A 26,088-nucleotide genomic window follows, 5' to 3' on the forward strand; every position below is an offset into this window, starting at 1 on the left:
CGGCTTTCGTGACTCCACGATAGAAGTCCCGGCATGACTTCCAGGGCAGACTCATTTGACGTCATCGTCATCGGCGGCGGCCATGCCGGCTGCGAGGCCGCGAGCGCTTCTGCCCGGATGGGCGCAAAGACCGCCTTGGTGACCCATCGTTTCGCGACCATCGGCGCGATGTCGTGCAATCCCGCCATCGGCGGGCTCGGCAAGGGCCATCTGGTCCGCGAAGTCGACGCGCTGGACGGTCTGATGGGCCGGGTGGCCGACGCCGGCGGCATCCAGTTTCGCATGCTGAATCGCCGGAAGGGTCCAGCGGTTCGTGGCCCCCGGGCCCAGGCTGACCGCAAGCTCTACGCTGCGGCGATGCAGGCGGCGATCACCGAGACCGCGAACCTCAGCATCATCGAAGGCGAGGCGGATGAACTGGTCGTCGTCGATGGTCGCGTGACCGGCATTTGCCTGGGCGATGGCCGCCGGCTGTCGGCGGGGGCGGTTGTCATCACGACCGGGACCTTCCTGCGTGGTCTGATTCATCTCGGCGAGAAGAATTGGCCGGCGGGCCGGGTCGGCGAGGCGCCGGCCATGGGCCTGTCTGCGTCCTTCGAACGGGCAGGGTTTGTGCTCGGCCGGCTCAAGACCGGGACACCGCCGCGCCTCGACGGCACCACGATCGACTGGTCCGCGGTCGAAATGCAGCCTGGAGACGAGCCTCCGGAGCCGTTTTCGGTCATGACTGACCGGATTACGACCCCGCAGATCCCGTGCGGCATCACCCGGACCACGCCGGCGGCCCATGAGGTGATCCGGGCCAATGTGCATCGCTCGCCGATGTATTCCGGCCAGATCAAGAGCTCCGGACCGCGCTATTGCCCCTCGATCGAGGACAAGATCGTCCGCTTCGGCGACCGCGACGGTCATCAGATCTTCCTGGAGCCGGAAGGGCTCGACGACACCACGGTCTATCCGAACGGCATCTCGACCTCGCTGCCGGAAGAGGTCCAGCTTGCGATCCTCGCCAGCATCCCGGGCCTTGAGCGGGTCAAGATGGTCCGGCCGGGCTATGCGATCGAATACGACCACGTCGACCCGCGCGAGCTCGATCCGACCCTGCAGACCAAGCGTCTGCGCGGGCTTTTCCTGGCCGGCCAGATCAATGGCACCACGGGCTATGAGGAGGCCGCGGGGCAGGGTGTTGTCGCCGGACTCAATGCCGCGCTCGCTGCCGGCAGTGCAGATCCGATCGTGTTCGACCGCGCCGACGGCTATCTCGGCGTGATGATCGACGATCTCGTGACCCGCGGGATCACCGAGCCGTATCGCATGTTCACTTCGCGCGCCGAATATCGGCTGACGCTGCGTGCTGACAATGCCGACCAGCGCCTGACCGACAAGGGCATTGCGCTCGGATGCGTCGGAACGGCGCGCGCCGAGCGCCATCGGACCAAGATGGCGGCGCTGGAGGCGGCCAAGCGGCTGGCGAAATCGCTCGCGATTACGCCGAATGAGGCCGCCAAGCACGGGCTCGCGCTCAATCGCGACGGCCACCGCCGGTCGGCCTTCGAGTTGCTGGCATACCCCGAGATCGAGTGGCCCGCGGTCCGGGCCATCTGGCCGGAGCTGTCGGCCATTGACCCTGCGATCGCGGTGCATCTCGAGATCGATGCCAAATACGATGTCTATCTGAAGCGCCAGACCGCCGATGTCGATGCGTTCCGGCGTGACGAGGGTCTGGTTCTGACCGACGTCGACTATGCCGATGTTCCCGGTCTTTCGAACGAAGCGCGCGTCAAGCTGCAGAAGGCGCAGCCGCGGACGGTCGGGCAGGCGGGCCGGATCGACGGCATGACGCCGGCGGCATTGGGTATCCTGGCGGCCTATCTGCGGCGCGAGGCGCGACGGAAGACTGCGAAGGCCTCTGCCTGACGTTTCACGTGAAACGGCAGGCGGCCCTCGTCATTGCGAGGAGCGGAAGCGACGAAGCAATCCATCGCTTCCTCACGCGGCACTACGGATTGCTTCGCTTCGCTCGCAACGACGAGCTCGACCGGCATTCCAGAGAATGGCTTCAATTTCGCAATCCGCCGAACTCAGTGTCTCCGCCAAGGACAAGGCCGCGGCGCTCGCGCTGACGCCTGTTTCACGTGAAACAGAGGCGCGGCTCGACCGCTACGTCGCCCTCCTCCTGGCGTGGCAGGCCAAGACCAATCTCGTCGCGCCATCGACGCTGCCGACCCTCTGGACCCGCCACGTCTCCGATTCGCTGCAGCTCCTGAGTCTGGCGCCGACGGCGAAGTCGTGGGTCGATCTCGGCAGCGGCGGCGGCTTCCCCGGTGTCGTGCTGGCCTGCGCGCTGGCCGAGACCCCGGGCGCGTCGATTCATTTGGTTGAGCGAATCGCCAAGAAGGCGGCATTCTTGCGCGAGGCGATACGGGTGACGGGCTCGCCGGGGACGGTGCACCTGGCTGATATCGGGGATACTGTGGATAGAATCCCGGGGCCCATCGATTGCGTCACCGCGCGGGCGCTGGCTCCGTTACATCAACTCATCGGCTTTGCGGAGCCGTGGGTCAAAAAGGGCGCCAAGGCGCTGTTTTTGAAGGGTCAAGATGTAGAGGCCGAATTGACCGAGGCCACTAAATATTGGATTATTGAGCCAAAGCTACACTCCAGCCGGACCGGCGGACAGGGCTGGATCGTCGAACTCGGGTCAATCGAGCGGCGCTAGGGGACTCCGCGAGAGCAAATGGTATTTTGGTATGACTGTGATGGACGAGGTTTATCAAGAGGATAAGGCGTCCCAGCCGCCTGGCCATCCGCGCATCCTGTCGCTCGCCAACCAGAAGGGCGGCGTCGGCAAGACCACCACAGCGATCAATCTTGGGACCGCACTCGCTGCGATTGGCGAGCGCGTCCTGATCGTCGATCTCGATCCGCAGGGCAACGCCTCGACCGGCCTCGGCATCGATCGCCGCAACCGCAGCTGCTCGACCTACGACGTCCTGATCGGCGAAGCGCCGCTGCGCGATGCCGTGGTCGCGACCGCGGTGCCGCGGCTGCACATCGCGGCTTCCACCATGGACCTCTCCGGCCTCGAGCTCGAGCTCGGCACCACGCCGGGCCGCGCGTTCCGGCTGCGCGATGCGATCGCAGGATTGAACAACAATGTCTCGCCGGAAGCCGACTACACCTACGTGCTGATCGACTGCCCGCCCTCGCTCAATTTGCTCACGGTGAATGCGATGGCGGCGTCGGACGCGATCCTGGTGCCGCTGCAATGCGAGTTCTTTGCGCTCGAAGGTCTGTCGCAATTGCTGCAGACCGTGGAGCAGGTGCGCTCGACGCTCAATCCGAACCTGTCGATCCACGGCATCGTGCTGACCATGTTCGACTCGCGCAACAACCTCTCCAACCAGGTCGTTGCCGACGTGCGCCAGTTCATGGGCGACAAGGTCTACGACACCATGATCCCGCGCAACGTGCGCATCTCCGAGGCGCCGTCCTACGGCAAGCCGGTTCTGGTCTACGACCTCAAATGTGCCGGCAGCGATGCGTATCTCAAGCTCGCCACCGAAGTGATCCAGCGCGAGCGCGAGCTGCGCACGCATTGATGTTGCGTAGGATGGGTAGAGCGAAGCGAAACCCATCACTCTCATTGCGAGCCGCGATGGGTTTCGCTTCGCTCTACCCATCCTACGTTTCTTTTGAAATTCAAGTCTGGAGTACTGCGTGTGAATCCAAGGGAGCTCGCAACAATGGCCGATGAAGCGCGTTCGCGACTGGGGCGCGGGCTGGCAAGCCTGATCGGAGATGTCGGCGGCGAGGCGGCCGCGCATGTCGAGCGGCCGCGCAACCAGCGCAAGGTGCCGATCGAATTCCTCAAGGCCAACCCGCGTAACCCGCGGCGCACCTTCGCCGACACCGAGCTCGGCGAGCTTGCCGATTCGATCAGGCAGCGCGGCGTGATCCAGCCGATCGTGGTGCGTGCGATCAAGGGCGCGCAGGACCGCTACGAGATCATCGCCGGCGAGCGCCGCTGGCGCGCCTCGCAACTCGCCGGCCTGCACGAAGTGCCGATCGTGCCGGTCGAGGTCTCTGATTCCGACGCGCTCGAGATCATGATCATCGAGAACGTCCAGCGCGAAGACCTCAATGCGATGGAAGAGGCGCAGGGCTATCACGCACTCGCCGACGAGTTCAAACGCAGCCAGGAAGAGATCGCCAAGATCGTCGGCAAGAGCCGCAGCCATGTCGCCAACATGATGCGGCTGACCAAGCTGCCGCCTGAGGTGCAGGCGCTGATCTCGAAGGGCGATCTCTCCGCCGGCCACGCCCGCGCGCTGATCGGCGTGCCGGATCCGCTCGCTGCAGCGAAGCGCATCGTCGCCGAGGGTCTCAACGTTCGCCAGGCCGAGGCACTGGCGCATGAGGAGGGCGTGCCGGAGCGCAAGCCGCAGAAGGCGCGCAGCGGCAGCGCGGCCAAGGTCGACAAGGATGCCGACACGCTGGCGCTCGAGAAGCGCGTCAGCGATGCGCTCGGCCTTGCCGTCACCGTCAGCCATCGCGATCCCGGCGGCACCGTCCAGATCAGCTACCGCAACCTCGAGCAGCTCGACGAAGTGGTGCGGCGGCTGGAGGGCGGCTAGCGGTTTCGTCATTCCGGGGCCCGCGTCAGCGCGAACCCGGAATCTCTTTTTCAACATCTCTGGATTCCGGGTTCATGCTTCGCATGCCCCGGAATGACTTCTTCAATTTACCCCCGCCGCTTCGCATTCGCCGCGATCGAGAGCAGCGCGCGCTGCGCGATCACGGCGGCGAGCGAGGCCTGCTTGCGCATGTCGAGTGCCGCGGTGGCGAGCTGATCGATCACGTTCACCAGCCGTGGCGGCGTGAAATTGCGCAGCGCGATCTCGACCGCGGGTTTGCGCGAGAAGTGCAGCCGCGGGAATCCGCCTTCGAGCACGGCTGACGCCGGCGTGCCGTCCGCGATCGCGAGCGCTGATTTGTGCAGCCATGCCGCCTGGCGCTGCGCGGCCGAGATGATCACGCCGGGATAGGTGCCGGCGACCATTGCCTTGGTGAACTCGCTCTCGACCAGCGCGGCGTTGCCGGCGAAGGCGCCGTCGACGATCGGGTCGAGCTTCAGCTCGGAGGCGTCGGACACCACGGTCATGACGTCCTCGAGCGTGATCTCGCCCTTGCCGTGCGCGAACAGCGCCAGCTTGCGCAGCTCGTTGCGCGAAGCCATGCGGTCGCCGCCGAGCAGCGACATCAGTACCGCGCGCGCATCCTGTGCGAGCCGCAGATTCGATGCGCGCAGCTCGTCCTCGATCAGCTTGGTGAGATCGCGCTCGGTGTCGGGATAACAGCCGATCGCCACCGCATTCTTGGCGCGCTCGCAGATCTTGCGCAGCGGCGATTCCGGCCTGAGCTCGCCGGCCTCGATCACGATGCGGCAATCCCTGAGCGCCGTGGTCTCGGTCAGCGTCTCGACGCCACTCGAGAAGTTGCGCGAGCCGGCGCGGACGCGGATGGCGCGGCGGCCGCCGAACAGCGGCACCGTCATGGCCTCGTCGACCAGCCGCGACGGCTCGGCGGCGAGCTCGTCGCCATCGAGCCGCACCAGCGAGAATGGATCGTTGGGATCGTCGACCGCGGAGGCCATCAGCGCGTCGGCACGCTCGCGCACCAGCCCGAGGTCCGGGCCGTACAGCAGGATCATCGGACGGCCGGCGTCAGGCCGGGCGAGGAAGCTGTCGATCTCTTTTCCGCGAAGCGCGACCATCTCGCCTTTAAACTGTCATTCCGGGGCGCCTCGTCAGAGGCGAACCCGGAATCTCGATCCATCATCTCCAGATCCCGGGTTCGCGCCAGTGGCGCGCACCGGAATGACCTCCCGCCTCAGGTTCCGGTGGAGAAGAAGGAGGCGAGGCGGGTCTGGATGTTGTCGGCGATCTCCTGCGCGGCGCGGTCCTCGGCGTCGCGGAAGGCGCGGGCGCGGGCGAAGCGCTGGTACGAGCCGGGCATATCATAGGACACGCGCGAGAACGTGGTGCCGGTCATCACAGACTTGTTCGACGCGATCTCGATCAGGTTGAACTGGGCGTCGATGGCGTAGTTCTCGCTGGTCGGCAGCGCGGTGGCCGGATCGATCATCAGCGAGGAGCGGCTGGTGTTGAAGCGCAGCACCAGCCGATGCGTCGGCGGCATGCCGGTGGCGGTGCCGTAGAGCTTGAAGGCGAGGGCGTTGCGGACCTCGACGCCGACCCGGGCCTCGCGCGAGGCGTTCGGCTTGTCGACCGGCGGAACCTCGACGCCCATCAGCTTTTCGCGCAGCGCGGACGACTGGCCGTCGAGGGTGCGCTCGGCATACATCGGCTGGAAGCATCCGGCCGTCAGTGCGGCCAAGGAGGCCACGGCCACGAGCCGGGCGGCGATCCTGATCCTAGCCGACAACATTGACGATCCTCATGGGCACCACGATCACCTTGCGGACGGGATTGCCGCCCAAGGCGGCTTTTACCGCATCGAGCGCCAAAACGGCAGCCTCTATATCCGCATTTTGGGCCGCCCGTGGCACGGTAACATCACCTCGTTTTTTACCGTTGACCTGGACGACCAGGGTCACGCTGTCTTCGACCAGCAAATCGCGCTCGATTTGCGGCCAATCGGCCTCGGAAACCAGCCCGGTCTGGCCCAGAACCACCCAGCACTCCTCGGCCAGATGCGGCATCATCGGCGAAAACAGCTGCACCAGGATGGTCGCCGCCTCCTTGACGGCCCAAGAAACATCTGGAGCTAGGTCCGGTGCCGGCTTGTCGCCTTTCGCCAGCACCTCGGACAGCGCATTGGCGAACTCGCGGATATGCGCGAGACACACGTTGAAATGCAGCCGCTCGATGCCGGACGACACCTTGTCGAGCGCGCCATGGGCCGCCTTGCGCAGCGCCAGCGCCTCGGGCCCGAACGTGGCTGGCCGGGCCGCCGGCGCCGTCCTGGCGATTTCGGCCGATTCGTTCACCAGCCGCCACAGCCGCTGCACGAAGCGTGAGGCACCCTGCACGCGCTCGTCGCTCCAGATCACGTCGCGGTCCGGCGGCGAGTCCGACAGCATGAACCAGCGCGCGACGTCGGCGCCGTAGCTCGCGATGATGTCGTCGGGGTCGACGGTGTTCTTCTTCGACTTCGACATCTTCTCGATCGGGCCGATCGCGACGTCCTCGCCGGTCGCCATCAGCACCGCGCGGCGGCCGTTGCCGCCAACCTCGATCTTCACCTCGGCCGGCGTGACCCAGCTGCCGTCGGCCTTCTGGTAGGTCTCGTGCACCACCATGCCCTGGGTGAACATGCCGGCGAACGGCTCGCTCATGTCGACGTGGCCGGTGGCCTTCATCGCGCGGGTGAAGAAGCGGCTGTAGAGCAGATGCAGAATCGCGTGCTCGACGCCGCCGATATACTGATCGACCGGCATCATCCGGTTGGCGACCGCAGGCGTGGTCGGCGCGGTCTCGTTCCACGGGTCGGTGAAGCGCGCGAAATACCAGGACGAGTCCACGAAGGTGTCCATCGTGTCGGTCTCGCGCACGGCCTTGGCCCCGCACTTCGGGCAGCTGACGTGCTTCCAGGTCGGGTGATGGTCGAGCGCGTTGCCCGGCTTGTCGAAGCTGACATCCTCCGGCAGCGTCACCGGCAGCTGGTCGTCGGGCACCGGCACCACGTCGCATTTCGGGCAGTGGATCACCGGGATCGGGCAGCCCCAGTAGCGCTGGCGCGAAATGCCCCAGTCGCGCAGGCGGAAATTCACCTGCCGCTCGCCGACCGGCGCATTACCGCGGACTTCGCTTTCCAGCCGCTTGGCGACCTCTTCCTTGGCCGCTTCGATCGTCATGCCGTCGAGGAAGCGCGAATTGATCATGCGGCCGTCGCCGTCATAGGCGACGTCGGTGATGACGAACGTCTTCGGGTCCTGGCCCTCGGGGCAGACCACCGGCACATTGCCGAGATTGTACTTGTTGACGAAGTCGAGGTCGCGCTGGTCGTGCGCCGGGCAGCCGAAGATCGCGCCGGTGCCGTATTCCATCAGCACGAAGTTCGCGACATAGACCGGCAGCTTCCAGCTCGGATCGAACGGATGCACCGCCTTGATGCCGGTGTCGAAACCCTGCTTTTCTGCGGTGTCGATGATCGACTGCGCGGTGCCGATCTTCTTGATGTCGGCGATGAACTCCGCGAGCTTCGGGTTCTTCGCGGCAGCCGCTACCGCCAGCGGATGATCCGCCGAGATCGCCATGAACTTGGCGCCGAACAGCGTGTCCGGCCGCGTGGTGAAGATCTTCAGCTCGCTCTCGCCGGCCGGCGTGGTCGCCGCATCCAGTGCAAAGCGGATCAACAGGCCCTCGGAGCGGCCGATCCAGTTGCGCTGCATCAGCCGCACCTTGTCGGGCCAGCGGTCGAGACCATCCAGCGCTTCCAGGAGCTCCTGCGAGTACTTCGTGATCTTGAAGACCCACTGGCTCATCTCGCGCTGCTCGACGACGGCGCCCGAGCGCCAGCCACGGCCGTCGATCACCTGCTCGTTGGCGAGCACGGTCATGTCGACCGGATCCCAGTTCAGCTTGCGCTTCTCGCGCTCGGCGAGGCCGGCGCGCAGCATGTCCAAAAACATCTTCTGCTGATGCTTGTAGTAGCCGGGGTCGCAGGTCGCGAACTCGCGCGACCAGTCGAGCGACAGCCCGATCGACCGCAGCTGTTTCTTCATCGCGGCGATGTTGTCGTAGGTCCAGGCCTTCGGCGCCACCTTGCGCTCGATCGCGGCATTCTCCGCCGGCAGGCCGAACGCGTCCCAGCCCATCGGGTGCAGCACGTTGTAGCCCCTGGCGCGCATGAAGCGGGCCAGCACGTCGCCGAGCGTGTAGTTGCGGACATGGCCGATATGGATGCGCCCCGACGGATAGGGGAACATCTCGAGCACGTAGTATTTCGGCCGCGGATCGTCGTTCTTGGAGGCGAAGATCGCCTTTTCGTCCCACAGGCGCTGCCAGCGGGGCTCGGATTCACGGGCGTTGTAGCGTTCGGCGGTCATGAAATCGCAAGGATTTTGGGTGGCTTTGGGTGGTTTTCGGGTCCCGTCCGGGGACGGCGGACTAGGCCACAAAAGCGCCTGCGCGGTCAACGGCTTGGGGCCTCCAAACGTCCCATCCCCTCGCGCAGCCGCCCTGCCGCTGTCGCAGGGGCGCCGTCTGCAGCCTCCTCGACGTCCTGGCGAAGGCCTGGACCACAGAGCTTTTTCGAGGAAGGGATCGTGGCCCCAGCTTCGCGCAATAATAAACGGTGGGGGTAATCGGTCCTGACCTTCGCCAGGACGACGCTGAATATGCGGCGTCGCCGATGGTCATGGTTCCGCGCTCATGGCGCGGCTCGATCACGCACGATCTCAACTCGCCAGCGCCATCCCGGCTTCGTCCAGCGTCTGCAGGAAGCCGTGCTCGATCACGGCGTTCCTGCCGCGGCGCTTGGCGGCGTAGAGGGCGGCATCCGCAGCTTCGATCAGGTCGCCGGGGCGCTGGGTCTCGTTCGGTCTGGTCGTCGCGACGCCGACGCTGACGGTGACGACGCAGTGGCTCGAGGACGCGTGCGGCACGGCGAGGCCGAGCACGGCGGTGCGCACGGTCTCGCCGATCGCGAGCGCATGCGCGGCGTCGGTGTTCGGCAGCAAGAGGCAGAATTCCTCGCCGCCATAGCGGCCGGCGAAGCCCATGGTGTCGGCGGCGATCCCCGACAGCACTTCGCCGATTCGGGTCAGGCAGGCATCGCCTTCGGGATGGCCGTAGGTGTCGTTGTAGAGCTTGAAGTGATCGACATCGATCATCATCAGCGACAGCTCGCATTCATATTGCTGCGCCCGCATCCACTCGAAGTCGAGCCGGCTCTGGAAGCCGCGGCGATTGGCAAGGCCGGACAGCGCATCGATCGAGGCCATCACGGTGAGACGATCGTTGGAGGCGACCAGCTCGCGCTCGCGCTGGCTGAGCTGCGCCGCCATCGCGTTGAAGGCACGCGCCAGCGGCACGAATTCCGCCGGCAGCTTGTGCTTGGCGACGCGCGCCGACCAGTCGCCCTCGCCGAACCGCCGCGCCATGCCGGTCATCAGCTCGATCGGATGGATGACGAGCCGCTCGGCGCCGACCAGGGCGCCCAACAAGACGAAAAGGCAGACAAATCCAAGCTGCAGATAGGCGGTGCGGATCTCGCGGTTGATCGCCGCCGTCACCTTGGCCTCGTCCATGCTCACGATCAGCCGGGACTGCGTGCCGGCGATGCGCGCGAAGCTCAGCGTGCGCTGTGCGCCGTCGGACGCGGTGAACGACACCGAGCCGGACGGCTCGTCATAGCTCAGCGCCTTCTCGGCGATCGCTGCCATCAGCGGGATGGTGTCGAGCGAGCGGCCGATCAGGCTCGCATGATCGGCGGGCGCGGCGATCACGACGCCGGTAGAGTCGACCAGCACGGCCGACATGCCGGGCTGGCCGCCGAGATTGGCCATGATCTGCGACAGCCAGTCGATATTGATGCCGGCGACCACGACGGCATCCTGCTCCGGATTGATCGCGGCCACCGGATACGCGGCCATCATCATCGGGCGGCCATTGGTCCTGCCGCGCAGATAGTCGCTGAACACGAAGTCGCGGTTGTCCTGCGCCTTCTTGAAATATTCGCGGTCGCCGACATTGAGGCCGACCTGGACGTTGAGGGTCGAGCACTGCACCAGCCCGTCCCTGGAGACGAACATGATGCTGCGGATCCAGGGCAGCACCGTCGGCAGGCTGGCGCGCAGCACCTCGCAGCTCTGCGCGATGCCGCCGGAAGCGCGGATGTAGGCTGCGGACTTCAGCATGGTCTCGACCGAGGAGACCACCTCGCGCTGGGTTTCCGCGGCATGCGCGGTGAGGCTGGCATAGCCGGCCGCGGCCTGCGCGATCTGCTTGCTGCGGGAATCCTCCAGCGTGCGGACGCGGTCCAGCATCAGGGGCGCGACCAGCATCAGCGCAAGCAAGGCCAGCCGGGCACGAATTCCCAGAACCTTCTTGAGCCTGACCCGGTTGCGGTTGAAAGTAACGCCCGACATTCTATTCCCTTGCCCGTGCGCAAGTTAGAATGCAGGGCTTCAAAAAGCCTTTCCCGAATTTGGTAAAATTCGAGCCAACCCCCCGCACCTGTCAGAGAACGGCACAAGCATGACGCAAAGCCCGACCACGCCGTTACCGGCCGATTCACCACATGGCCTCGCCGCCGTCGAACGCGAGATCGTCCATGCCTGCAAGGAAGCGCGGCGCGACCGCACGTCGGTGACCTTGATCGCGGTGTCGAAGACGTTCGCGGCCGACGCAATTTTGCCGATTATCGGCGCCGGACAGCGCGTATTTGGCGAAAATCGCGTGCAGGAGGCCAAGGGCAAGTGGCCGGCGCTAACCCAGGCTCATCCGGGATTGCAGCTGCATCTGATCGGACCGTTGCAGTCGAACAAGGCCAAGGAGGCCGTCGCGCTGTTCGATGCGATCCATTCGGTCGATCGCGCCAGCATTTGCGAAGCGTTAGCCAAGGAAATCAAAAATCAAGGCAAGCACCCGGAACTGTTCGTCCAGATCAATACCGGCGAGGAGCCGCAGAAGGCCGGCGTCGCACCGCAGGACGCGGATACCTTCATCGCGGCATGCCGTGACACCTACGGCCTGCAGATATCAGGACTGATGTGCATCCCGCCGGTCGACCAGGCGCCGGCGCCGCACTTTGCGCTCTGCGCCAAGATCGCCGCGCGCAACGGGCTGACGAATCTCTCGATGGGCATGAGCGCGGATTTCGCGGTGGCGATCCAGATGGGGGCGACCCACGTGCGGGTGGGCTCGGCGATCTTCGGGACGCGGACGGTGCCGCATAACTGACTGTCGTCCCCTGCTTTCGAAAGCAGGGAGAACAGCGGTGTGTGTGGCGCGTGCGCGGCGCCTACACGAACCGCACCGACACTTTTCCGATCGCGCCAAAATCGGCGGCGAATTTATCGCCGGCGGTGATCGGCAGCGGGGGATGGCAGGTGCCTGTGGTGACGACTTCCTCTGCCCGCAAGGTCAGCCCGAGCGCGCGCAGCTCGTTGGCGCACCAGGCGAGCGCTGCGCAGGGATCACCGAGCACGTTCTTGCCGTGGCCGATATAGCGCTCGCCGCGCAGCGTGATGACCGGGCGGTCCTCGACCAGGTCGATCGCGCGCCAGTCGGCTGAGGTTGGGGGTCCGAGCACGAACAGATGCGCGCAGGCATTGTCGGCGATCAGCTGCGCTTCGCCGGCGGCGACGAAATCGGCGAAACGCGAATCCGGAATCTCGATCGCCGGATGCAGCGTGCCGACGGCCTCCAGCACCTCCTGCATGCTGTACGGCGTCGTGCGCGGCGCGAGATCGCGCGCCATGCGGAAGGCGTATTCCGGCTCGCCGACGCGCATCTCGTTGCCCTGCATCGACGCGGTGCCGCCATCCGGTATCACCGTCTCGGCAAGGATGCGCCCGGCGAGCGGTCCGGCGACATTGATGTGCTTCTGGCCGGCCGCGCTGGTCGCCGCGATCTTCCAGCCGAACAGTTTTTTGCGCGACGTCTTTTCCAGTTCGGCCTGCACCGCATAGCCCTCGGCGCGATCGCGCGGCCGAATGGCGACATCGAGCGCTGCGAGCTTGGTGCCGGCGTGCCAGTGATCGTGCAGGACCTTCGAGGCGGCGGCGATCTTGTTGTTGTCGAGCATGCTGTTTCGCTCCCCGCGGGAATTATTTTCTGTTGTGCACGATCTCAGCACAAACGCGTCGCGTCTGTCGCGTGGGAAAACCGATGCTGAGCTATTCCACTACCCTACCCAATAACGATCCGGGTCTGCGGCGACATCCGCCGCAACAGCCGCAGCATCGAGGTCTTCGTCATCGAGACGCAGCCCGCGGTCGGCGAGAAATTCGGCCGCGCCAGATGCAGGAACACCGCGCTGCCGCGGCCGGCGACGCGCGGTGCAGCGTTGTGATCGATCTCGATAATGAAGTCGTAGAGATGGTCCTCGCGAGTCAGGCGGTCGCCGCCCTGCGCCCGATCGAGCCGGATCGGCTGGTTGTAGTGACGGTCGGCGGGGTCCTCGCACCAGGCGTCCTCGCGGTGGATCGGCCGGGTCGGCAGGAAAGTCGTCGGACGCTGGTGCCGGTCGGCGCGCCACCAGAGCTGGCGCGGATGGAAGACGCCGCGCGGCGTGCCGCCGTCGCCCTCGCGCTTGTTGGCGAGGATTCCGCCGCGCCCGAGCGCCACCGGCACGGTCCAGCCGTCAGCCGACAGCCAGCCCCGGCGCGGGTCGCCGGCGGCTGCTCGGACCTCGATGATGGAGAGCGGGCGATCACGTTTGGCTGTCATATAAGTGATTGAAATAGCTGACCTTCCCCTAAGAATCGTTCCAAACTGAGCTTGCCTTGGAGGTTCAGAACATCCTATCTCCCGGCATTACAGGACATTCACGTCCTGCCCCGCCGGATTTGAGGTAGACTGCGTTGCCTTGTGAATCGGTAACAATCGCCTACCTGAACACATATCTAGCCGATGTTACGGCCATAAGCGTCCTCTGCTTCTGACCGCCCGCCCCCGAAGGATTGTACCTATGGCCAATGCCCGCAAGATCTTGATCGTGGATGACGATACCGATCTGCGCGATACGCTGGTCGAGCAGCTGTCGCTGCACGAGGAATTCGAAGCCTCCGCAGTCGACACCGGCGCCAAGGGCGCCACTGCCGCCAAAGCCAATTCCCCCGATCTGGTCCTGATGGACGTCGGCCTGCCCGACACCGATGGCCGCGAAGTGGTCCGCTCGCTCCGCAAGGGCGGCTTCAAGGCTCCGATCATCATGCTGACCGGCCACGACACCGATTCCGATACGATCCTGGGGCTCGAATCCGGCGCTAACGACTATGTGGCGAAGCCATTCCGCTTCGCGGTGCTGCTGGCCCGGATCCGGGCGCAGCTCCGCCAGCACGAGGCCAGCGAGGACGCGGTGTTCTCGGTCGGTCCGTACTCGTTCCGGCCCGGCTCGAAGATGCTGACCGGCGCCAATGCCAGGAAGGTGCGGCTGACCGAGAAGGAAACCGCGATCCTCCGCTTCCTCTACCGCGCCGGCCAGATGCCGGTGTCGCGCGAGACCCTGCTCCAGGAAGTCTGGGGCTACAATTCCGGTGTCACCACCCACACGCTGGAAACCCACATCTACCGCCTCCGCCAGAAGATCGAGAAGGACGCCGCCAACCCGGAAATCCTGGTGACGGAAGCCGGTGGCTACAAGCTGGTGCCGTGATACGCTTTGCGCTCAACGATTCGTGAAATCGAGGCGCACCGCGGTTACCGGACCTGAATGTCGATCGATGATGACGTAGCCCTGCTCGAGCGCGTCCCGACAATGCGTCTGTTGGGCGAGAGCTCGTTGCGCATGCTGGCGATCGGCTCCGAGCAACGTGATTTCAACGCAGGCGACGTGCTGTTCAGGGCCGGCGACGCTGCGGATGCCGGCTATGTCGTGCAGCGCGGCACCTTCCGCGTCGAGGAAGGCGGCGCCGAGATCATCGCCGGTCCCGGCGCGCTGATCGGCGAGCTCGCATTGATCGTCGCGATGAAGCGGCCATCGACCGCCACCGCGCTGGAGCGCGGCTCGGTGATCCGAGTCGCGCGTAGCCTGTTCCAGCGCGTGCTGGAAAGCGATCCCGCCGCGGCCCTTCGGCTGCGCGACGAGCTCGCGCTGCGCACCAGCCAGCTCGCAAGCGATATCCTGATGGCGGGCGGGAAGCTGAGTACGTGATCTTTCCGCGCGTCATTCCGCAAGTTCATTAAACCGTCACCTGAGGTGCGAGCCTTGCGGCGCAATTGCGCCGCTGGGCGAGCCTCGAAGGGTCGACGGCCACCAGCCGGGCCGTGCACCCTTCGAGACGCGCGTTCCGCGCTCCTCAGGATGACGGGTCGAGGGTCGGCGGCGCCCTTAAACCTCCATCACCGCCGTCACCGGCACGTGGTCCGACGGGCGCTCCCAGCTGCGGGCGTCGCGGGTGATCTTGAAATCGCTGACCTGATCCTTCAGCGCGCGCGAGACCCAGATGTGATCGAGCCGTCGGCCGCGATCGCCGACGGTCCAGTCCGCCGCGCGGTAGCTCCACCAGGTGTAGACCTTTTCCGACATCGGGATCCGCTCGCGCGCGATGTCGAACCATTCGCCATGCGCCTGCGCGGCGAGCAGCTTCTCGGTTTCGACCGGCGTGTGCGAGACCACCTTGAGCAGCTGCTTGTGCGACCACACGTCGTTCTCATGCGGCGCGACGTTGAGGTCGCCGACCAGGATGTGGCGGTCGTCGCCGCGCGGATGCAGCGGCTCGCAGGCCTTCATCTCGTCGAGGAATTGCAGCTTGTGCTCGAATTTCGGATTGAGCGCGGGATCGGGAATGTCGCCGCCGGCCGGCACGTAGAAATTATGCAGCACCAGCGGCTTTGACAGCTGCGCCTTCTCGCCGAAGGACACCGAGATGTGTCGTGAATCGATCTTGTCGCAGAACGTCCTGATGTCGGTCGTCTCGAACGGCAGGCGCGAGACGATGGCGACGCCGTGATAGCCCTTCTGTCCGTTCAGCGCGACGTGCTCATAGCCGAGCCGCTTGAAGCGCTTGAGCGGAAACGCATCGTCGATGCATTTGGTCTCTTGCAGGCACAGCACATCCGGCCGCGCGCTCTTGATGAACTTGGCGACGGTGTCGATGCGCAGGCGCACCGAGTTGATGTTCCAGGTGGTGACGGAGAACCGCATGAGAGGTGCGTCTTAGCACGGTTCTCGGTGCGGATTTCAATTGTCCACAGGGAGGCTCCCACCTCGCCCCGCTTGCGGGGAGAGGTCGGATCGCATGGAGCGAAGCGCAATGTGATCCGGGTGAAGGGACTCACCGCGTACTCGCGTCTTTCGGATTCGTGGAGGCAGCCCCTCACCCAACCCTCCAAGAGCGAGCTTCGCTCGTCTCGACCCCGCAAGAGCGGGGCGAGGGAGAAGGAAAGGCGGTCAGCCCGGCGAGGTGCCGGGATAGGTCGTGAAGTCGATCTTGAACAGCGCCGGATCGGGCTTCTGCGTCGCGTCGAGATTGTAGACCGCAACTGTCGTGTCGTAGCCCTGCGGGTCGGTAACGGTCCACTGCTTGAGCTTGCCGTCCTTGGCGCCGATCATCAGCAGGAAGCGGCTGGTGCCGACCAGCGCCTGCTTTTCCTCGATCGTGATGCTGACGAACACGTCGTCGGCGGTGACGCTGATGACGTTGGTGTCCTTCATCAGGTCGATGCGGTCCGACAGCAGATAGCGCAGCGGGGTCTGCGACAGCGGATAGACGTCCTGGGTGGCGAGCCTGCGGTCGCGCACCGCGACCGAGGAGCCGTCCGCGATTACCTCGATCGGGCTCGGATCGTCATATTCGAAGCGCAGCTTGCCGGGCTTCTGGATGTAGAAATCGCCCTTGGTCTTGGTGCCGTCGGGGCCGACCTGGACGAAATTTCCGACCAGCGTTTGCAGCGACGAGAGATAGGCCGAGACCTTGGCGGCCTGCGCCTTCTGGTTGGCGTCGAAGGTCTGGAAGATGTTGGCGGGCACGTTGCGGCGCGGATCGGGAATCACCGGGTTCGGCGGTGCCTGGGTGGCGCCCGTCGTCGTCGGACCCTTGTCCGCATTGGTCTGCGCGCCGGCGTCCTTCTTTGGCGCAGCCTTGGATCCGGCGTTGGGCGCGGGCTTCGGGGGCGGCGCATTCTGCGCAGTCGCAGCGCCGGCGATCGCGGCGGTGACGAGAAGAGCCAGCGCGGTGCGCGTGCCGCGGTCAATGAGGTGTTTTGCCATCAGATATGTCAGGTCTCTGTTCGACGCTCGTCCCGCTGCGCCGGATTTTATCCCGCCTCTTCCGAGGGAGATATGGTTTTTCCGTGATGATCGTCCCCGATCAGAACTGGCCTTCTTCCTCCCCGACCAGGATTTCGCGCTTTCCGGCGTGATTCGCCGGACCGACGATGCCCTCAAGTTCCATCCGCTCCATCAGCGAGGCCGCGCGGTTATAGCCGATCTGCAGCCGGCGCTGAATGTAGGAGGTCGACGCCTTGCGGTCGCGCTTGACGATCGCAACCGCCTGCGTGAACAGATCGCCGCCGCCGTCGCCGCCCATGCCGGTGGCATCGAACACGGCACCGTCCTCGTCGGTCGGCTCTTCCGCGGTGACGGCTTCGAGATATTCCGGTGCGCCTTGCGTCTTGAGGTGACGCACGACCTTCTCGACTTCCTCGTCCGAGGCGAACGGTCCGTGCACGCGGCTGATGCGGCCGCCGCCCGCCATGTAGAGCATGTCGCCCTGGCCGAGCAGCTGCTCGGCGCCCATCTCGCCAAGGATGGTGCGGCTGTCGATCTTCGACGTCACCTGGAAGGCGATCCGGGTCGGGAAGTTCGCCTTGATCGTGCCGGTGATGACGTCGACCGACGGACGCTGCGTGGCGAGGATGACATGCAGGCCGGCGGCGCGCGCCATCTGCGCGAGGCGCTGCACCGCGCCTTCGATATCCTTGCCGGCGACCATCATCAGGTCGGCCATCTCGTCGACGATGATGACGATGTAGGGCAGCGGCTCGAGGTCGAGCTTCTCTTCCTCGTAGATCGCCTTGCCGCTCTCTTTGTCGAAGCCGGTGTGGACGGTGCGCGTCAGCTCTTCGCCCTTGGCCTTGGCTTCGACCAGGCGCGCATTGTAGCCGTCGATGTTGCGCACGCCGAGCTTGGCCATCCGCTTGTAGCGCTCTTCCATCTCGCGCACGGCCCATTTCAGCGCCACCACCGCCTTCTTCGGATCGGTGACGACGGGCGTCAACAGATGCGGGATGCCGTCATAGACGGAGAGTTCGAGCATCTTCGGATCCACCATGATCAGGCGGCATTGATCCGGCCGCAGCCGGTAGACCAGGCTCAGGATCATGGTGTTGATCGCGACCGATTTACCGGAGCCGGTGGTGCCGGCGATCAGCATATGCGGCGTGCGCGCCAGATCGATGATGACGGGGTCGCCGCCGATCGTCTTGCCGAGGCACAGCGGCAGCTTCGCAACCGAATCGACGCTTTCCTTGGCGACCAGAAGCTCGCGCAGATAGACCTTCTCGCGATGCGCGTTGGGCAGCTCGATGCCGATCGCGTTACGGCCGGCGACGACCGCGACGCGGGCCGACAGCGCGCTCATCGAGCGCGCGATGTCGTCGGACAACCCGATCACGCGCGACGACTTGATGCCGGGCGCCGGCTCGAGCTCGTACAGCGTGACCACCGGGCCGGGATTGGCCTTGACGATCTCGCCGCGCACGCCGAAGTCCTGCAGCACGCCCTCGAGCGAGCGCGAATTGGCTTCGAGCTCGGCCTTGCTCAGCGGCTGTCGATCGCTGGCCTTCGGCGCACTGAGCACGGAGACCGAGGGCAGCTCGAACTTGTCGGAATTCTTCTTCTTCGGCTTCGGCTCGGCCTTCTTGCGCGGGGCGCGGGCGGCGGGAGCTTCGTCCTCCTCGTCCTCCTCTTCCTCATCGTCGTCGAAAGCTTCAGCCTCGTCCTCATCATGGTCTTCATGCGCGGGCGCGATCGAGGGCGCCGAGCGGCCGCCGCCGATATTCGGCTCTTGGCGCTCGAACGCAGCGCTGCGGCTCTGGGCTCCGCTCGAGACCAGCGATTTGTAGGCGGTGGTCAGCAGCCAGCCGAGCCGCGCTTTGGCGCTCATCAGCGCATGGAACAGCCAGCCCAGCGAGACCGAGCTGCGGTCGTTGTCTTCTTCCTCGACGAACGGCTCGTCGTCGTCGGAGATCGGCGTCAGCTCGTCGTCCTGCTCCTTGGCACCCCAGCCGCAGGCGAACAGGAAGCTTGCCGCCATCGCGACGAACAGGATCAGGCCGAGCACGACGCGATAGATGAAGCCGGGCGGGCCGAACACGACGGCCGGCGCACGCAGCAGCGCGTCGCCGACCACGCCGCCGAGCCCGGTCGGCAGCGGCCATGCGGTGTTGTGCGGCCAGCAGCTGGCGAAGCCCGCCGCGATCACCGTGCACAGGATCCAGCAGCCGAGCCGCAGCGCCTCGCGGTCGAACGGGCGATGCGTCAGCATCCGCCAGCCCCACACCGCGACCGGCAGCAGCAGCATGATCGCGCCGAGACCGAGAATCTGCATCAGGAGGTCGGCGCCGATCGCGCCGGGATAGCCGAGCACGTTGCGGATCGCGCGCGAGGTGGCGTGGCTCAGCGACGGATCCTGCACCGACCAGGTCATCAGCGCCGCCGTGATGGCGCCGGACAGCGCGATCAGGCCGAGCCCGGTGAGTTCGCGCAGCCGTCGCGCCAGCGCCTCGCGGAGCGAGAGCGGCAGATGGCCGACCAGGGGGATGACACGTTCGATCGCTGGCATACTCAATCTTCGCGCTTCGCGATTAACCCAGGGTTTCGACCAGGCGATGCATCGCCTCGGCCGTCGATTCACTGTCGGAGACGAGCGCAAGGCGGATATAGCCCGCGCCCGGATTGGAACCGTCGGTCTGCTGGCGCGCCAGATAGCTGCCGGGAATCACGCGCACGCCGGCGTCGCGATAGAGCCTGACCGCCGCAGCCTCGTCGCCGCCGCGCTCGGAGACGTCGAGCCAGACGCAGAAGCCGCCGGCGGGACGCTTGTAGCCGTAGCGGTTGCCGAGGATCTGGTCGGCGAAATCGAACTTGATGCGATAGAGCCTGCGGTTCTCCTCGACATGCGCCTCGTCGCTATAGGCGGCGACCGCGACATGCTGCAGCGGCACCGGCACCTGCGGTGCGGCGACATTGCGCAGCTCGTGGAATGCGGCCAGAAACTTCCTGTCGCCCGCGGCGAAGCCGACCCGCATGCCCGGCAGGTTCGAGCGTTTCGACAGCGACTGGAACGCCACGACATTGCTGAAGTCGGGACCGGCGCATTCGAGAACGCTGCCCGGCGCCTCGCGGGTGTAGATTTCCGAGTAGCACTCGTCGCTCAGGATGATGAAGCCATAGCGATCGGCGAGCTCTTTCAGCCGTGTGAAGTAGGCGCGCGAGGCGACCGAGCCCTGCGGATTGGCGGGCGAGGCGATGAAGAACGCGACGGTGCGCGCCAGCGTCGCCTCGTCGATCGAATCGAGGTCGGGCAGGAAACCGTTAGCGAGCGTGGTCGGCAGGTAGATCTGCTCGCAGCCGGCCGCGCGGGCGCCGGCGCCATAGGCCGGATAGAACGGGTTCGGCATCAGGATCGCCGGCCGGCCCTTGCGCGGCGCGACGTAGCGCGAGGCTGATATCGCGGCAAAGAACAGCCCCTCGCGGCTGCCGTTCAGCACCATCACCTCGCTCTCCGGATCGACCGGTCGCGGCAACTGGAACCGGCTTCCCAGCCATATCGCGACGGCGCGGCGGAACGGTTCGATGCCCTTGGCGATCGGGTAGCGGCCGAACTCGGCGGTATGCTTTGCCAGCACCGGTCCGACGAAATCGGGCACCGGGTGCTGCGGCTCGCCTAATGACAGCGTAATCAAGGGCTTGGCGGGCTGATACGGCGCCAGCAGCTCGGTCGTGCGCAGGAAAGGGGAACGCTCGGCCTGGCCGGCGGATGCGACATCGCCGGCGCCCTGCGCCAAGCCGGATGAGGCGGTCATTGCCATGATTGAAATGCCAGCACTTTCACTGCGGTCGGAGGGTAGGGGCGCCGACCGTAAACCGATCAAGTCACCATAGATAGGGCGAGGTTAAGACGCGATTAACCATCGGCGGTGCGGCACGATCGGCCGACGCGTGATATCCGCGCTGATCCCAAGGCACCGCATCGAAATTGCTCCGAGACATGATCCACCGCCGCGCCGTCCGGGCGCTCATCATCACCGGCGAGCGCGAAGTCCTGCTGATGCGGATTCGCCCGCCGCACGGCGGCGACTGCTTCTGGATCGCGCCGGGCGGCGGCGTCGAGGGCGACGAGACGGCTGAAGCGACGTTGCAGCGGGAACTGGCCGAGGAGTTGGGGCTGATCGATTTCGAGCCCGGGCCCGCAATATGGCGGCGGCACCACACCTTCAACTGGGGCGGCAGGCGGATTTCCCAGAAAGAGGAATACCGGATCGTTCACGCGGATCGCTTCACGCCGGTGATGGCCGACGAGGCCGAGGCGCGCGTGCTCGATTGCTTCCGCTGGTGGTCGATCGCCGACCTACCCGGTGCGAGCGAGCGCCTGACGCCGCTGTCGCTTGCCGACATCCTGGAGCGCTATTTGCGCGACGGCGCACCGAGCGAGCTGCCGGATGAGGAAGTTTTGATCGACTGACGCGGCTCCATGGCGTGACCCACAACTTGTCATGCCCGGGCTTGACCCGGGCATCCATCGACTACGCCAGAATCTTGCGAAGCGAGGTGGATGGCCGGGTCAGGCCCGGCCATGACGATTCGAATTTGCCGGTCCATCCGGGCTACGCGCGCGATGGGTGACCTCTACCGCGCTGGCAACTTCTCGAACGACGGCTTGCCCTCGGGCAGGTGGTGGAAGGTCTGCTTGTCGCAGGTGTAGATCGTCATCTGCGGGGTGAACACCGAGGGGTCGTCGAAGGTGCCGACCTTCAGGATGGTGGCGGGCAGGCCCGGCACCTTGGTCACGAGATGCGTGCCGCATTCCGGGCAGAACTCCCGCGTCACGGCGCGGTCGAGATCCTTGCGGGTGAACTGCTTGGGCTCGCTGGCGGTGTATTTGAAGCCGGTGGTCGGCATCGCCATGAACATGTTCGGTCCGCCGCCCGTAATGTACTGGCATTCGCGGCACAGGCACTGCGCCGCCATCATCGGCTCGCCCTCGGCCTCATAGCGCACGTTGCCGCAGTAGCACCTGCCTTGCACCTTCATGACGTCCTCCCGCTTTCGTTGTTTGTAGCCTGTCATTCCACAATGACAGGCAATTCCGACAATATTTTCTCAAGCAGCGGAAAAAAGAAAGGGGCCCCAGCTTGCGCTGGAGCCCCTCAACGGTCCGGACATTGCCGGGTATGTGCCCGAACCGTAGTTCTGGACCCGGCCCCGGAGGGAGCCAGAGTCCCGGGAGAACTCACATGTTGTAGGCGCGCTCCGTGTGCTCGGTGATGTCGAGGCCTTCACGTTCGGTCTCGACGTTGGCGCGCAGGCCGACGATCACGTCGACGATCTTGTAGAGGATCGCCGAACCGATGCCCGACCACACCAGCGTGGTGCAGACGCCCCAGACCTGCGAGATCATCTGCGCCGCGAAGTCATAATCGGCGACCTTCGGCGGGATCGCGGTGTAGTCGATGATGCCTGCACCGCCGAGCGCCGGGTTGACCAGGATGCCGGTGCCGAGCGCGCCGACGATGCCGCCGACGCAGTGGACGCCGAACACGTCGAGCGAGTCGTCATAGCCGAGCGCGTTCTTCACGACCGTGCAGAAGAACAGGCAGACCACGCCGACCACGAGGCCGAGCACGATGGCGCCCATCGGACCGGCATAGCCGGCCGCCGGGGTCACCGCGACGAGGCCCGCGACCGCGCCCGAGAGCGCACCGAGCAGCGAGGGATGGCCCTTGATGATCCATTCCGCGAACATCCAGGCCAGCGCCGCCGCGGCAGTGGCCACGAAGGAGTTGGTCATGGCGAGCGCAGCGCCGCCATTGGCTTCGAGATTGGAGCCGGCGTTGAAACCGAACCAGCCGACCCAGAGCAGCGAGGCGCCGATCATGGTCATGGTCAGCGAGTGCGGAGCCATCAGCTCCTTGCCGTAGCCGGTCCGCTTGCCGATCAGCAGCGCGCCGACCAGGCCGGCGATACCCGCGTTGATGTGCACGACGGTGCCGCCCGCGAAGTCGATCGCGCCCTTCTTGAAGATCCAGCCGGCATCGGCGTTGATCTCGTCGAGCTTGGCCTGCGCCGCGGTCTTGGCCGCGCCGTCAGCCGCAGCGGCGAGCGCCTTGGCGGCATCCTGGATCGCGTCCGGGCCCGGCCAGTACCAGACCATGTGCGCGATCGGGAAATAGATCAGGGTGACCCAGAGCGGGATGAACAGCGCGATCGCCGCGAACTTCATGCGTTCGGCGAAGGCGCCGACGATGAGGGCCGGCGTGATCGCCGCGAACGTCATCTGGAAACACATATAGATGAGTTCCGAGATGTTGGCGTCGACCGAGAAGGTCGCCGCCTTCGAGTCCGGCGTGACGCCCATCAGGAAGGCCTTGGAGAAGCCGCCGATGAAGTCGGAGCCGCCGGTGAAAGCGAGGCTGTAGCCGTAGAGGGCCCAGAGCACGGTGACGAGGCAGACCGTGTAGAACACCTGCGCCAGCACCGAGAGCATGTTCTTGGAGCGGACCAGGCCGCCATAGAACAGCGCGAGGCCCGGGATGGTCATCAGCAGCACCAGCACCGTCGAGGTCAGCATCCAGGCGTTGTCGCCCTTGTTGACGGTCGGCTCGGCGTAGGCGGCGGTCGCGGCGAACAGGCCGACTGCAAGGGCCGCCAGTCCCGCGCCATAGGGACGCTTGAACGTCATGTTATTTCACTCCTGAGGTCTTAAGGTTTGAGCGCGAAATCAGAGGGCCGCGGCATCGGCCTCGCCGGTGCGGATGCGCACGGCGTGTTCGAGGCTGATGACGAAGATCTTGCCGTCGCCGATCTGGCCGGTCTTGGCGGCGGAGGTGATGGCGTCGATGGTCTTGTCGACCTGATCGGAGTTGACCGCGACCTCGATCTTGATCTTCGGCAGGAAGCTCACGGCATATTCGGCGCCGCGATAGATTTCCGTGTGACCCTTCTGACGGCCGTACCCCTTGACTTCCGTCACCGTGAGACCGTGAACGCCAATGGCGGTCAGGGCGTCACGGACCTCTTCCAGCTTGAATGGCTTAATGATCGCCATAACAATTTTCATGAGTCCTATCCCCGCTTGGGCCCGGTGCGAATGAACACCGGGAGTTTCGACTGAGGTTCACCACGCGGAGGACATCCACTACGCGGGCACAGCCTGGAGCCTTAGAATCAAATGCCGTGCCAAACGGCCGGAGCTCGCTAATGGATTATGAATCCGGACCTTTTCCCGCTTTACGGGTGGGAGGTGCCCCTGCGCTATTCCGCCGCGCCTAAAATATGGTCAGACCTGTCTAGAACGGAGGCACGGCTAACTCCGGACACAATTCTGCTCAGCCGCGGGGCAGCAGGCGGTATCCGGCGAGGGCTTCCGGGCCCGCCCCGCGGTCCGCGAACACCCTCTCGATCATTTCGCCATTGGCGTCTGTCGGACCATTGCGCGATGGGAATTTGATGTTGGGCTTCATCGGCTTGTTTGGGTTCCCACCCGAAACGGGACCGGCGCGAAGACAGTTGCGGGCATCCTCGCCGCGTCGTTCTGCGCGAAGCGGACAAGGGCTCGCATCAGGTACGCCCGCCCGGACAGCAATGCTGGACTTTTGCCGGCGCTCGTTACCGATCGTTAGCTGTCTGTAACATTGTCGTTCCGGCGTTAACGCCGCGGTTGCCGTCGTTGCGCTATTGCCGCCGCATAAGAACTTCAATGACAGGTGGGGCAACCAATGATTGATCGTATCCGCGCGCTGCTCGAGCAGCAGCCGATGATTTCGCTGGATTTCAACACAATCACCGACGACACGAATCTCTATGACGCAGGGCTGACATCCTTCGCCACGGTGCAGGTGATGCTGGCGCTCGAGGAAGAGTTCAACATCGAATTTCCCGAAGCGATGCTCACGCGACGGACCTTCTCGTCGCTCGCCAACGTCGCGGACGCCGTTTCACGGCTGACACAGCGGGCGGCGTAAGACCATGAGCGTGGTGAGAAAGATGGAGCCCGTGCCGGCCTCTGCCGCCACGCCGGCCGAGCGCATGCGTCGGGTCGCCAAGGTCGCGGCGCAGCAGGTCGATGCGGTAGACCGTGAGGGCCGCTTCCCGGCCGATACCATCGAAGCATTGAAGCGCGAGCGCCTGCTCGGCGTCGCGATTCCCGTCGAGCATGGCGGGGAGGCATTGGGCACGATGGAGATCGCGGAGCTGATCGTTCAGCTCGCCCAGGCCTGCGGCTCGAGCGCCATGATCTACGCCATGCACCAGATCAAGACGTCGAGCTTCGTCAGCCATGGCGGCGCCAGCGACTGGCATCTGGCCTATATGCGCCGCATTGCGGCGGAGCAGTTGCTGATGGCCTCGGCGACCACGGAAGCCGGCATCGGCGGCAATCTGCGCAATTCGATCTGTGCGGTCGAAGTGGCAGACGGCCGCTTCTCGCTGACAAAGGAAGCAACCGTTATTTCCTACGGCCGCCACGCCGACGCGATTCTTGCCACGGCGCGGCGCGCTCCCGACGCGGCAAGCTCCGATCAGGTGATGGTTGTCATTCCCGCGGACCTGAACCGCACGCTGGAGCGCACCTCCGTATGGGATACGCTCGGAATGCGCGGCACCTGTTCGGACGGTTTTCATCTCGTCGCGCACGGTGACGCGGCGCAGATTTTCCCCAAGCCGTTCTCGGAGATCGCGGCACAGTCGATGCTGGCGAGCTCGCATATCTTCTGGGCGGCGACCTGGTTCGGTATCGCCACCGATGCCTTCAATCGCGCGCAAGCATTCGTCAAGGCTGCGGCGCGCAAGCAGGCGGATGGAAGTCTGCCCCCGGGCGCGCTTCGGCTCGCCGAGGCGGCCGCCCTGCTTCAGGAGATGAAGGGTCATCTCACGGCGGCCATTGACCGCTTCGATGCGGCCAAGGGCAATGACGACGCGCTCTCCTCGATTGGCTTTACCGCCGAGATCAACGCGTTGAAGGTCGCTGCGAGCGAGAAGGCCGGGGCGATCGTGCGGCTCGCCATGCTGGTCAACGGCATCGTCGGCTACAAGAACGGCACGCCGTTCAGCGTCGGCAGGCACCTACGCGATGTGAGCTCAGCGCCGCTGATGATTTCGAACGACCGTATTCTTTCCAACACCGCGACGCTCCTGCTGATGAGCCGCTTTGACACCAGCCTGAGAGGTTGA

23 protein-coding genes are annotated in these 26,088 nt (G+C 65.3%); 10 read left to right on the forward strand and 13 right to left on the reverse strand.

The window, feature by feature from the left end; genetic code table 11:
• Window positions 1-33: 33 nt before the first annotated feature.
• The 4 genes from mnmG (at window position 34) to ACZBJS_RS08365 (ending at window position 4,637) form a co-directional block, all read left to right on the forward strand.
• Window positions 34-1,917 (forward strand): tRNA uridine-5-carboxymethylaminomethyl(34) synthesis enzyme MnmG, encoded by a 1,884-nt coding sequence (mnmG, locus tag ACZBJS_RS08350; RefSeq protein WP_316398486.1) that lies wholly within the window; start codon window positions 34-36, stop codon window positions 1,915-1,917.
• 136 nt (window positions 1,918-2,053) lie between these two features.
• Complete coding sequence (gene rsmG / locus ACZBJS_RS08355) at window positions 2,054-2,719, forward strand: 16S rRNA (guanine(527)-N(7))-methyltransferase RsmG (protein ID WP_456854118.1); 666 nt, start codon at window positions 2,054-2,056, stop codon at window positions 2,717-2,719.
• A 31-nt stretch (window positions 2,720-2,750) separates the two neighbouring features.
• Entirely contained in the window at window positions 2,751-3,602 is an 852-nt protein-coding gene (locus ACZBJS_RS08360; protein ID WP_028335813.1) for a ParA family protein, read from the forward strand.
• Window positions 3,603-3,746: 144 nt separating this feature from the next.
• Window positions 3,747-4,637 (forward strand): ParB/RepB/Spo0J family partition protein, encoded by an 891-nt coding sequence (locus ACZBJS_RS08365; protein WP_229190427.1) that lies wholly within the window; start codon window positions 3,747-3,749, stop codon window positions 4,635-4,637.
• Window positions 4,638-4,744: 107 nt separating this feature from the next.
• Here ACZBJS_RS08365 and holA read toward each other — a convergent pair whose 3' ends face one another.
• The 4 genes from holA to ACZBJS_RS08385 all read right to left on the reverse strand — a co-directional run bounded on the left by holA (window position 4,745) and on the right by ACZBJS_RS08385 (window position 11,116).
• Window positions 4,745-5,776 (reverse strand): DNA polymerase III subunit delta, encoded by a 1,032-nt coding sequence (gene holA / locus ACZBJS_RS08370; RefSeq protein WP_316398485.1) that lies wholly within the window; start codon window positions 5,774-5,776, stop codon window positions 4,745-4,747.
• A 116-nt stretch (window positions 5,777-5,892) separates the two neighbouring features.
• The gene (gene lptE / locus ACZBJS_RS08375) at window positions 5,893-6,450 is read right to left on the reverse strand and encodes an LPS assembly lipoprotein LptE (protein WP_316398484.1); all 558 of its coding nucleotides are present in this window, start codon (window positions 6,448-6,450) and stop codon (window positions 5,893-5,895) included.
• Window positions 6,437-9,073: a leucine--tRNA ligase gene (gene leuS, locus ACZBJS_RS08380; RefSeq protein ID WP_316398483.1), complete on the reverse strand. Its 2,637-nt coding sequence runs from the start codon at window positions 9,071-9,073 to the stop codon at window positions 6,437-6,439. The genes lptE and leuS overlap by 14 nt, the downstream gene beginning before the upstream one ends.
• A gap of 351 nt (window positions 9,074-9,424) precedes the next feature.
• On the reverse strand, window positions 9,425-11,116 hold the full coding sequence (locus tag ACZBJS_RS08385) for a sensor domain-containing diguanylate cyclase (RefSeq protein ID WP_076833669.1): 1,692 nt from the start codon (window positions 11,114-11,116) through the stop codon (window positions 9,425-9,427).
• Window positions 11,117-11,225: 109 nt separating this feature from the next.
• Here ACZBJS_RS08385 and ACZBJS_RS08390 point away from each other — a divergent pair, with 109 nt between their 5' ends.
• On the forward strand, window positions 11,226-11,930 hold the full coding sequence (locus ACZBJS_RS08390) for a YggS family pyridoxal phosphate-dependent enzyme (protein WP_057020325.1): 705 nt from the start codon (window positions 11,226-11,228) through the stop codon (window positions 11,928-11,930).
• 61 nt (window positions 11,931-11,991) lie between these two features.
• Here the strand turns inward: ACZBJS_RS08390 and ACZBJS_RS08395 are convergent, their stop codons facing one another.
• Both ACZBJS_RS08395 and ACZBJS_RS08400 read right to left on the reverse strand, forming a co-directional pair.
• Window positions 11,992-12,777 carry a 2-keto-4-pentenoate hydratase gene (locus tag ACZBJS_RS08395; protein ID WP_316398482.1) on the reverse strand — a complete coding sequence of 262 codons (786 nt, stop codon included), beginning with the start codon at window positions 12,775-12,777 and terminating at the stop codon, window positions 11,992-11,994.
• A 104-nt stretch (window positions 12,778-12,881) separates the two neighbouring features.
• Window positions 12,882-13,421, reverse strand: a complete 540-nt coding sequence (locus ACZBJS_RS08400; protein ID WP_253638231.1) for a L,D-transpeptidase family protein — start codon at window positions 13,419-13,421, stop codon at window positions 12,882-12,884.
• Window positions 13,422-13,662: 241 nt separating this feature from the next.
• Between ACZBJS_RS08400 and ACZBJS_RS08405 the strand changes: the two genes are divergently transcribed.
• The gene (locus ACZBJS_RS08405; RefSeq protein ID WP_016841446.1) at window positions 13,663-14,349 is read left to right on the forward strand and encodes a response regulator transcription factor; all 687 of its coding nucleotides are present in this window, start codon (window positions 13,663-13,665) and stop codon (window positions 14,347-14,349) included.
• A 57-nt stretch (window positions 14,350-14,406) separates the two neighbouring features.
• The gene (locus ACZBJS_RS08410; protein WP_316398481.1) at window positions 14,407-14,847 is read left to right on the forward strand and encodes a cyclic nucleotide-binding domain-containing protein; all 441 of its coding nucleotides are present in this window, start codon (window positions 14,407-14,409) and stop codon (window positions 14,845-14,847) included.
• A 177-nt stretch (window positions 14,848-15,024) separates the two neighbouring features.
• Here ACZBJS_RS08410 and ACZBJS_RS08415 read toward each other — a convergent pair whose 3' ends face one another.
• From ACZBJS_RS08415 to ACZBJS_RS08430, 4 genes are all read right to left on the reverse strand, one after another.
• A complete protein-coding gene (locus ACZBJS_RS08415; RefSeq protein ID WP_028335822.1) occupies window positions 15,025-15,840 on the reverse strand; it encodes an exodeoxyribonuclease III in 816 nt (271 codons plus the stop codon).
• A 246-nt stretch (window positions 15,841-16,086) separates the two neighbouring features.
• Window positions 16,087-16,905: an outer membrane lipoprotein carrier protein LolA gene (locus ACZBJS_RS08420; protein WP_028335823.1), complete on the reverse strand. Its 819-nt coding sequence runs from the start codon at window positions 16,903-16,905 to the stop codon at window positions 16,087-16,089.
• A 100-nt stretch (window positions 16,906-17,005) separates the two neighbouring features.
• Entirely contained in the window at window positions 17,006-19,486 is a 2,481-nt protein-coding gene (locus ACZBJS_RS08425) for a DNA translocase FtsK (RefSeq protein WP_316398480.1), read from the reverse strand.
• A 16-nt stretch (window positions 19,487-19,502) separates the two neighbouring features.
• Complete coding sequence (locus tag ACZBJS_RS08430) at window positions 19,503-20,729, reverse strand: aminotransferase class I/II-fold pyridoxal phosphate-dependent enzyme (protein ID WP_316398479.1); 1,227 nt, start codon at window positions 20,727-20,729, stop codon at window positions 19,503-19,505.
• 179 nt (window positions 20,730-20,908) lie between these two features.
• On the opposite strand from ACZBJS_RS08430, the gene ACZBJS_RS08435 reads away from it, so the two are divergent.
• Window positions 20,909-21,382, forward strand: a complete 474-nt coding sequence (locus ACZBJS_RS08435) for an NUDIX domain-containing protein (RefSeq protein WP_463438630.1) — start codon at window positions 20,909-20,911, stop codon at window positions 21,380-21,382.
• A gap of 164 nt (window positions 21,383-21,546) precedes the next feature.
• Here the strand turns inward: ACZBJS_RS08435 and ACZBJS_RS08440 are convergent, their stop codons facing one another.
• The 3 genes from ACZBJS_RS08440 to ACZBJS_RS08450 form a co-directional block, all read right to left on the reverse strand.
• Window positions 21,547-21,951: a GFA family protein gene (locus ACZBJS_RS08440; RefSeq protein WP_016841439.1), complete on the reverse strand. Its 405-nt coding sequence runs from the start codon at window positions 21,949-21,951 to the stop codon at window positions 21,547-21,549.
• A 199-nt stretch (window positions 21,952-22,150) separates the two neighbouring features.
• A complete protein-coding gene (locus ACZBJS_RS08445; protein ID WP_057020316.1) occupies window positions 22,151-23,599 on the reverse strand; it encodes an ammonium transporter in 1,449 nt (482 codons plus the stop codon).
• Window positions 23,600-23,638: 39 nt separating this feature from the next.
• Window positions 23,639-23,977 (reverse strand): P-II family nitrogen regulator, encoded by a 339-nt coding sequence (locus tag ACZBJS_RS08450; RefSeq protein ID WP_024583097.1) that lies wholly within the window; start codon window positions 23,975-23,977, stop codon window positions 23,639-23,641.
• Window positions 23,978-24,635: 658 nt separating this feature from the next.
• Here ACZBJS_RS08450 and ACZBJS_RS08455 point away from each other — a divergent pair.
• Entirely contained in the window at window positions 24,636-24,881 is a 246-nt protein-coding gene (locus ACZBJS_RS08455; protein ID WP_057020315.1) for an acyl carrier protein, read from the forward strand.
• A 4-nt stretch (window positions 24,882-24,885) separates the two neighbouring features.
• Window positions 24,886-26,088, forward strand: coding sequence for an acyl-CoA dehydrogenase family protein (locus tag ACZBJS_RS08460; protein WP_410469705.1), 1,203 nt, complete (start codon window positions 24,886-24,888; stop codon window positions 26,086-26,088).

The sequence above is a fragment of the Bradyrhizobium sp. KZN70725 genome (genome assembly GCF_055264925.1).